The sequence below is a fragment of the Streptomyces sp. NRRL S-87 genome (genome assembly GCF_000719335.1).
In the GTDB taxonomy this organism is placed as follows: domain Bacteria; phylum Actinomycetota; class Actinomycetes; order Streptomycetales; family Streptomycetaceae; genus Streptomyces.
Window position 1 is genome coordinate 185,157 of the sequence record NZ_JOGB01000014.1, and the last position, 6,730, is coordinate 191,886.

Annotated in this window: 5 protein-coding genes; 2 read left to right on the forward strand and 3 right to left on the reverse strand. The window is 72.0% G+C overall.

Translation table 11 applies throughout. The annotated features are described in order from the left end of the window. Window positions 1-183 precede the first annotated feature (183 nt). Window positions 184-906: an SIMPL domain-containing protein gene (locus IF43_RS0111670; protein WP_030197970.1), complete on the reverse strand. Its 723-nt coding sequence runs from the start codon at window positions 904-906 to the stop codon at window positions 184-186. Between the two features lie 263 nt (window positions 907-1,169). Here IF43_RS0111670 and IF43_RS0111675 point away from each other — a divergent pair, with 263 nt between their 5' ends. Next, window positions 1,170-2,429, forward strand: coding sequence for a triacylglycerol lipase (locus IF43_RS0111675; protein WP_030197973.1), 1,260 nt, complete (start codon window positions 1,170-1,172; stop codon window positions 2,427-2,429). A 173-nt stretch (window positions 2,430-2,602) separates the two neighbouring features. Further along, on the forward strand, window positions 2,603-4,411 hold the full coding sequence (locus IF43_RS0111680) for a bifunctional UDP-sugar hydrolase/5'-nucleotidase (protein ID WP_030197976.1): 1,809 nt from the start codon (window positions 2,603-2,605) through the stop codon (window positions 4,409-4,411). A 13-nt stretch (window positions 4,412-4,424) separates the two neighbouring features. On the opposite strand, the gene IF43_RS0111685 is transcribed toward IF43_RS0111680, so the two are convergent. After that, on the reverse strand, window positions 4,425-5,861 hold the full coding sequence (locus IF43_RS0111685) for a lysine N(6)-hydroxylase/L-ornithine N(5)-oxygenase family protein (protein ID WP_030197982.1): 1,437 nt from the start codon (window positions 5,859-5,861) through the stop codon (window positions 4,425-4,427). Beyond that, a partial coding sequence (locus IF43_RS0111690; RefSeq protein ID WP_030197985.1) for a pyridoxal-dependent decarboxylase occupies window positions 5,858-6,730 on the reverse strand: 873 nt, incomplete at its 5' end. The genes IF43_RS0111690 and IF43_RS0111685, both read right to left, overlap by 4 nt.

The window sequence follows — 6,730 nt, forward strand, 5'->3', positions numbered from 1 at the left end:
TGACATTTGTTGAATGGGCGCGGGGGTGCTCCGATGAGCACCCCCGCGGGCGTCGCGGCAGGTGGTCGGACGCGTGCGGAGCCGGGGTGCAGGGGCGTCCGTACGGGTGTGTCGGTACGGGTGTGTCGGTGCGGGGGCGTCGGTGACGTGTGCACCGGTGACCGCCGCGTCGGTGCGGGGGCGTCAGAGGGCCGGCGGGGTCATGGTGAAGCGGGCGTTGACGGCGGCGTAGACGGTCTGACGCTGGGGTTCGAGGTCGAGGGCGGGCGGCAGGTCGGGTTCGGCGCCGCCGAAGGCCATGGCGCGGACGGCGCCGCCGGGTGCGGCCATGGGATAGGGGGCGGGGGCGGCCTCGGCGCCGAGGTCGGCGAGTTCGACGAGGGAGGCGAGGCGGGCGCCGAGGGCGGCGGCGTATTCGCGGGCGCGTTGGACGGCTTCGAGGACGGCTTGCCTGCGGGCTTCGCCGTGGGCCGGGGAGTCGGGGCGCAGGGCCCACCAGGGGCCGTCGACGCGGGTCAGGTCCTGGTCGGCGAGACGGGTGGTGAGTTCACCGAGGGCGGTGAAGTCGGAGAGTTCGGCGCTGATGTGGACGCGGCCGTGGTAGGCGCGGATGCGTTCGCCGCGGCCGTGGCGGGTGAGTTCGGGGGTGATGGAGAAGGCGCCGGTCTCGAGTTTCTCGACGGCGTCGCCGTAGCTCTTGATGAGGTCGAGGACGGTGGCGTTGCGGCGGGTGAGGTCGTCGAGGGCGGTGCGGCGGTCGGTGCCGCGGGCGCTGACGGTGATGCCGATGCGGGCGATTTCGGGGTCGACTTCGAGGGTGGCTTCGCCCCGGACGGCGACGCGCGGGGCCTCGGGGGTGCCGAAGGGAGCGGGGGGCGGGGCCGGTGTGGCGTGGTCGGTCGTCATGGGCTCAACTGTCCCACTCCCCCGCCGGGGTGCGGGGGTCGTGGTCGGCGCCGGGGCCGGGGGCCGGCCGGCGGCCGTGGTGGCACGGGCCCGCCGCGTCGGCCCGGGGGGAGCCCATGGGGGGCCGGACGCGCGAATCTTCTACTTACCGTAGTCATATGCGTACGGAGTGTGACAGTCTGCTGCGTGGTCGCGGTCCCGCAGCAGCGCGCGGGGCCGGTTCCTTCCGTGTATCCGTGACGTGCACAAGGAGTCAGCTGATCATGTCCGCACCCGTCGTTGACGTCTGGGGCCCGGTCGCCCCCGGGACCCGTTCCTCGTATCCCCCCGCTCCGGAGCCGCACGACACGTGGTCGCTCGCCGGCGGGACGGCGTGGGTCTACTACAGCCCGCTGAACCGCAGGCAGCTCATCAGGCCCGTCATCCTGTCCGACGGTTTTTCCAGCGGGTCGAGCGACCTCGACCAGCTCTGGCACGGCCTGGAGGAGAACGGCGAGTACCGCTTCGTCTCCGAGCTCCACGCGACCGGTCGTGACGTGGTCGTCCTGGGCTTCACGGACCGGACGGCATCGATCACGGCGAACGCCGACACCGCCGTCGAATGCATCCGCCGGGCCGTCGCCGAGCGGGTGGGCGGGGCGAAGCTGGCCGTGGGCGGTTTCAGCATGGGCGGGCTGGTCACCCGGTACGCCCTGGCCAAGATGGAGCAGGACCCGGGGCTTCCCGACCACGAGGCGGCGCTCTACTTCTCCTACGACACCCCGCACCAGGGTGCGTGGCTCCCCGTGGCCCTGCAGGCCTTCACGCACTTCGCGACGGACAAGTGGGGGGAGACGCCCGGCGTGGGACCCGTCCTGCGCCAGTTCTCGGCGCTGCTCAACAGTCCTGCCGCCAAGGAGATGGCGCGGTGGCACATCGAGAAGGTCGGTGACACTCCGGGGCAGGCGTCGGAGCGGGTGGCGTTCCTGCGGGCGCTGGACGAGATCGGGGGGTGGCCGCGCACCGTCCGCAGGATCGGTGTCGCCAACGGCACGGACACCGGTACCGGCAACGGCCTCGCGGCGGGCGCGACGGCGGTGCGGTGCAACGGCCCTTCGCTGCAGGACACGTGGCTCAAGACGCAGGCACAGGGCGATCAGGTGGTCGCGCGCCTGCAGAAGGCGGGCGAGGAGCCCGTATCGGTGCACACCAATGGGCTGCCCGACATCGACGGTGCTCCCGGAGGGGTGTTCTCCGCGCCGTCCCCCGCGGGTGACCCCGGCAGCTTCGGCCTGGCCGCCCTCCTCATGGGGCTCCTCGGCAACACGGTGGACCCGGACGTCATCAGTACGTCCTGCTTCATCCCCAGCGTCAGTGCCGTCGCCGCCGGCGAGATCGACGACCCGAAGGTCCTGTACCGGCCGATCGGCCCGGACCACAGTGCACTTGACGCCTTCGTCTGCGCGCGCCGCAACGAGGGACACACCGCGATGACCGAGGAACTCGGCGCGTGGCTCGTGAACGAGGTCGTCGCTCTCGGGTGACCGCCGGGTGCGCGCCCCCCGTGCTGCCCGGCAGCGCGGGGGGCGTTGTCGTGGGCGCCGCGTCAAGGGTGGCCGGAAACCGGTCACCGGATCGCAACCTGCCGGGGGTGTTGTGGGCGGTTACCGGTGGGTCAGAATCTACGCGCATTGCATTGCCTCACAAGGGAGAAGACATGCCGTTCGATCGCAGGACGTTCCTGGGCACTTCGGCCGCGACGGGTGCGGCCGTGGCGCTGGCGGGCCCGGCCGTTTCCGCTTCGGCCGCCGAGCAGGCCCCGCAGGTCGCGGCGGGCGACCACAGGAAGCGGTACGCGTTCACGGTCATGGGTACGACCGATCTGCATGGAAATGTCTTCAACTGGGACTACTTCACGGACAAGGAGTTCGACGACAAGGCGCACAACGACGTGGGCCTGGCGAAGATCTCCACGCTGGTGGAGCAGGTCCGGGCGGCGAAGGGCCGTGGCAACACGCTGCTGATCGACGCCGGTGACACGATCCAGGGCACGCAGCTGTCGTACTACTACGCCAAGGTGGACCCGATCACGGCCCGCCGTGGTCCGGTGCACCCGATGGCGCAGGCGATGAACGCGATCGGGTACGACGCGGCGGCGCTGGGCAACCACGAGTTCAACTACGGCATCCCGGTGCTGCGCAAGTTCGAGGAGCAGTGCGACTTCCCGCTGCTGGGTGCGAACGCGCTGGACGCCAAGACGCTGCGGCCGGCGTTCGCGCCGTACAGCATGCACCGGCTGCGCACGCCCTGCGGCCGGGACGTGAAGGTGGCGGTGCTGGGTCTGACGAACCCGGGCATCGCGATCTGGGACAAGGCGAACGTGCAGGGCAGGATGACGTTCCCGGGGCTGGAGGAGCAGGCGGCGAAGTACGTGCCGCGGCTGCGGTCGATGGGCGCGGACGTGGTGATCGTCTCGGCGCACTCGGGTTCGAGCGGTACGTCGTCGTACGGCGACCAGCTGCCGTACATCGAGAACGCGGCCGCTCTGGTGGCCGAGCAGGTGCCGGGGATCGACGCGATCCTGGTGGGCCACGCGCACACGGAGATCCCGGAGTACCGGGTGAAGAACAAGGCGACGGGCAAGGACGTGGTGCTGTCCGAGCCGCTGAAGTGGGGTCAGCGGCTGACGCTGTTCGACTTCGAGCTGGTCTTCGAGCGGGGCCGCTGGTCGGTGGAGAAGGTGTCGGCGCAGGTGCTGAACTCCAACACCGTGCCGGAGGACCCGGAGATCACGAAGCTGCTGTCGGACGAGCACGCCAAGGTGGTGGCGTACGTCAACCAGGTGATCGGCACGTCCAAGGAGGCCATGTCCTCGGCGGAGGGTCCGGTCAAGGACGTCGCGATCATCGACCTGATCAACCACGTGCAGGTGGAGACGGTGAAGGCGGCGCTGGCCGGCGGCCAGTACGCGGCGCTGCCGGTGCTGTCGCAGGCGTCGTGCTTCTCGCGGACGGCGGCGATACCGGCCGGGCAGGTGACGATCCGGGACGCGGCGGGTCTGTACCCGTTCGAGAACACGCTGGAGGCGCGCCTGATGACGGGTGCGCAGCTGAAGGACTACCTGGAGTACTCGGCGAAGTACTACGTGCGGACGGCGCCGGGTGACGTGGTGGACCCGGCGAAGCTGACGAACGCCGAGGCGACGCCCGACTACAACTACGACGCGGTGTACGGCCTGACGTACGACATCGACATCGCGCAGCCGGCGGGTTCGCGGATCACGGGCCTGTCGTTCGGCGGGCAGCCGATCGACCCGGCGGCGCAGTTCGTGCTGGCGGTGAACAACTACCGGGCCTCGGGCGGCGGCAACTTCCCGCACGTGCCGCAGGCGAAGCAGCTGTGGGCGAACTCGGACGAGATCCGCAACACCATCATCTCGTGGGTGAAGGCGAAGGGGACGATCGACCCGGCCCAGTTCGCGTCGGTGGACTGGAAGCTGACCCGGGCGGGCGTGCCGGTGTTCTAGCCGGGTGACCCGGTCAGACCTGTTCGACCAGAGGGAGCAGCTCCCCCGCCGTGTGCGGGCGGGGCTGCTCCTTCGCCGTTTCCAGGCCGAAGGTGGTGAAGGCGGTGCGCTCCGGCAGGGGGTAGGGGTCCGTGCCGGTGAGGGTGTTGAGGATGCGGGCGCTGCGCCAGGCCGCGAGGCCGAGGTCGGGGGCGCCGATGCCGTGGGTGTGGCGTTCGCCGTTCTGGACGAAGACGGTGCCGGTGACGGCGGGGTCGAGGACCATGCGGTGCTGGGCGTCGATGCGGGGGCGGCCGGAGGCGTCCTTGCGGACGTACGGGTCGAGGCCGGCGAGGAGGCGGGTCAGGGGGCGCTCCTGGTAGCCGGTGGCGAGGACGACGGCGTCGGTGGTGATGCGGGAGCGGGCGCCCTGCTGGGTGTGCTCGAGGTGGAGTTCGACCCTGGTGGTGGCGACGCGGCCGGCGGTGCGGACGGTGACGCCGGGGGTGAGGACGGTGTCGGGCCAGCCGCCGTGGAGGGTGCGGCGGTAGAGCTCGTCGTGGATGGCGGCGATGGTGCCGGGGTCGATGCCCTTGTGGAGCTGCCACTGGGCGGGGACGAGGCGGTCGCGGACGGGCTCGGGGAGGGCGTGGAAGTAGCGGGTGTAGTCGGGCGTGAAGTGCTCCAGGCCGAGCTTGGAGTACTCCATGGGGGCGAAGGCCTCGGTGCGGGCGATCCAGGTGAGGCGTTCGCGGCCGGCGGGGCGGGCGCGCAGGAGGTCGAGGAAGACCTCGGCACCGGACTGGCCGGCGCCGACGACGGTGACGTGCTCGGCGCCGAGGATGCGGTCGCGGTGGTCGAGGTAGTCGCCGGAGTGGATGACGGGGACGGTGGGCGCGTCGGCGAGGGGCTTGAGGGGGTCGGGGACGTGGGGGGCGGTGCCGACGCCGAGGACGAGGTTGCGGGTGTGGGTGCGGCCGAGGGCCTCGGCTTCGCCGTCGGCGTCGAGTTGGGTGAAGTCGACCTCGAAGAGGCCGCGTTCGGGGTTCCAGCGGACGGCGTCGATCTGGTGGCCGAAGTGGAGTCCGGGGATGCCGTCGGCGACCCAGCGGCAGTAGGCGTCGTATTCGGCGCGGGTGATGTGGAAGCGCTCGGCGAAGTAGAAGGGGAACAGGCGTTCCTTGTGGCGCAGGTAGCGCAGGAACGACCAGGGGCTGGCGGGGTCGGCGAGGGTGACGAGGTCGGCCAGGAAGGGGACCTGGAGGGTGGCGCCGTCGATGAGGAGGCCGGGGTGCCAGCGGAAGTCGCGGCGCTGGTCGTAGAAGGCGGCGGTGAGGCCGGTGGCGCCTTCGAGGTGGCGCAGTCCGTGGGCGAGGGCGGCGAGGGAGAGGTTGAAGGGGCCGATGCCGATGCCGACGAGGTCATGGGGGGCGTCGGGCTGGGCGGTGGAGGCTGTCGTCGGGCCGGTCATCGGTGGGTGCTGCCTTCCAGGAGGGCCACCAGGGCTTCCAGGTCCTTGGTGGTGGTGTGGGGGTTGAGGACGGTGGCCTTGAGCCAGCGGCGGCCGGCGGCGGTGGCGCGGCCGAGGACGGCGGTGCCGTCGGTCAGCAGGCGGCGGCGGAGGGCGGCGAGGTCGTCGTCGCCGGCTCCGGTGGGCCGGAACAGGACGGTGCTGATCGCGGGCGTGGCGTGGACCTCGAAGCGGGGGTGGGCGTCGAGGAGGGCGGCGAGTTCGTGCGCGGTGGCGCAGACGCGGTCGGTGAGCTCGGCGATGCCGTCGCGGCCGAGGGCGCGCAGGGTGACGGCGATCTTGAGGACGTCGGGGCGGCGGGTGGTGCGCAGGGAGCGGCCGAGGAGGTCGGGCAGGCCGGCGTCGGTGTCGTCGGCGGCGTTGAGGTAGTCGGCCTGCTGGGCGAGGGGGGCCAGGAGGGTGGCGGCGGGGACGGCCAGGAGGCCCGCGGCGACCGGTTGCCAGCCCAGTTTGTGCAGGTCGAGGGTGACGGTGGCGGCCCGGTGGAGGCCCGCGAGCCGGTCGCGGTGGCGGGGGCTGAGGACGAGGAGGCCGCCGTACGCGGCGTCTACGTGGAGTTCGGCGCGGTGGCGGGCGCACACGTCGGCGATCGCGTCGAGGGGGTCGACGAGTCCGGCGTCGGTGGTACCGGCGGTGGCCGCGACGAGGCACGGCCCGGGTTCGGCGGCGAGGGCTTCGTCGAGGGCGGCGGGGTCGAGGGTGCCGGTGGGGGTGGGGATCTCGAGCGGCTCCGGCATGCCGAGGAGCCATGCCGCGTGGGGGAGGGAGTGGTGGGCGTTGGCGCCGTGGATGAGGCGGGGGGGGGGGGG